This window comes from Cedecea sp. NFIX57 (assembly GCF_900177785.1).
Classification (GTDB): domain Bacteria; phylum Pseudomonadota; class Gammaproteobacteria; order Enterobacterales; family Enterobacteriaceae; genus Cedecea; species Cedecea neteri_C.
Window position 1 is genome coordinate 1 of record NZ_FXAS01000130.1, and the last position, 1,232, is coordinate 1,232.

Genomic DNA, 1,232 nt, shown 5'->3' on the forward strand with positions numbered 1-1,232 from the left:
ATGCTCGACGGCGCAACCTGTACCACCATTTTCTGACACCCCCCTACAGGGACATCAGGCAGCTATTGTCTGAAAAAGACCCGCGCAAGCATCATGGGGTTCTAAGCGGGAACCCGCCAAAATTTTGTGACGTCTGCCATTCTCATGCTTTCAGGCCGGTGACAGTATCAGCCTTCATTAACAACCCCGCCACAATCAGTTGGTAATCAACCTTCAGAGATTGAAGCCTGTGGCTGTCAAGCTCAGTGGTGGTGAAAAAAACAGCGCACACTGAATATTTCTGATACAGTGCAGTGACCGTTCTCTGCGGTTTAAACCTGTAACATTCCAGCCGCAATTTGAGAATGATGAGATTTTTACAGAAAAGGACATCACTTATGAAAATAACCTCTTTCAGTCGCTGGTTTATTATGTCAGGAGTACTTTTGCTGCTGATATCCACAACACCCAGTGCGCAGGCAAACCCGAAAGATGAGACCGACGTTGCTGCACGCGAGCAAGCCTGGAGTCATGCCTGGGTGGCGGGCGACCTTTCGGCACTGGAAAGCCTGCATAACCCGGACTACTTTGCCATCAACAATATCGGTCAGTTTACGTCCCGAAAGCAGGTGATTGACGATGTTCGGGCTGGTCTGTTTCGTTATACCAGCATGCTGCACAAGAATGTGCAAATCCGCATTTATGGGCAAACTGCCGTCGTAAATGGCCTGACAATCAATCAGGGCCATCGTGGCAGTCGTGACGTCAGCGGACAATTCGCCTATACCCGTGTTTATCTGAAAAATGACGGCATCTGGCGAGCCGTTCTTTCACAATATACCCGTATTCCCGCCACGGCGACCAACCAATAGCAATACCTCATCGGTCACCTCTGGCGATTCTGCATCAGAATGAAGTGTTGACCAATAAATTCAATCCTCTAAGAGATAACGGTGTGACGATGAGCAATAAGACTATCCAGTGGAACGGCGGTTTACAGCCAGAAGCGGTAAAAATCCTGTCTGCCAGCGGCGGCATGATCGTTTGTCCTACCAAAGTGGGTTACATCATTATGACCTCCGATGCCAGAGGCCTCGAGCGTAAATTTGATGCTAAGCAGCGTAACCGCAACAAGCCGGGCGTGGTGCTGTGTGGTTCATGGTTAGGAAGCTCAATCGACTCTTTTAGAGGTTCCTAACCATGAATTGTAGCGATGGCGATCCGCATGTGGTGGGTACTTTTGCGTGTTAATG

Annotated in this window: 1 protein-coding gene and 1 pseudogene; both read left to right on the plus strand. The window is 49.4% G+C overall.

Going from position 1 to position 1,232, the window contains the following annotated elements; all coding sequences use genetic code 11:
• Positions 1–377 precede the first annotated feature (377 nt).
• Entirely contained in the window at positions 378–851 is a 474-nt protein-coding gene (locus tag B9Y90_RS26230; RefSeq protein ID WP_176227953.1) for a nuclear transport factor 2 family protein, read from the plus strand.
• An 89-nt stretch (positions 852–940) separates the two neighbouring features.
• Positions 941–1,138: pseudogene (locus tag B9Y90_RS26235) on the plus strand (translation factor (SUA5)); the annotation flags it as partial.
• Positions 1,139–1,232 lie beyond the last annotated feature (94 nt).

Excerpts from the sequence above, each read along its gene's own strand:
- B9Y90_RS26230 (WP_176227953.1), top strand. The coding sequence starts at position 378 with ATGAAAATAACCTCTTTCAGTCGCTGGTTTATTATGTCAGGAGTACTT.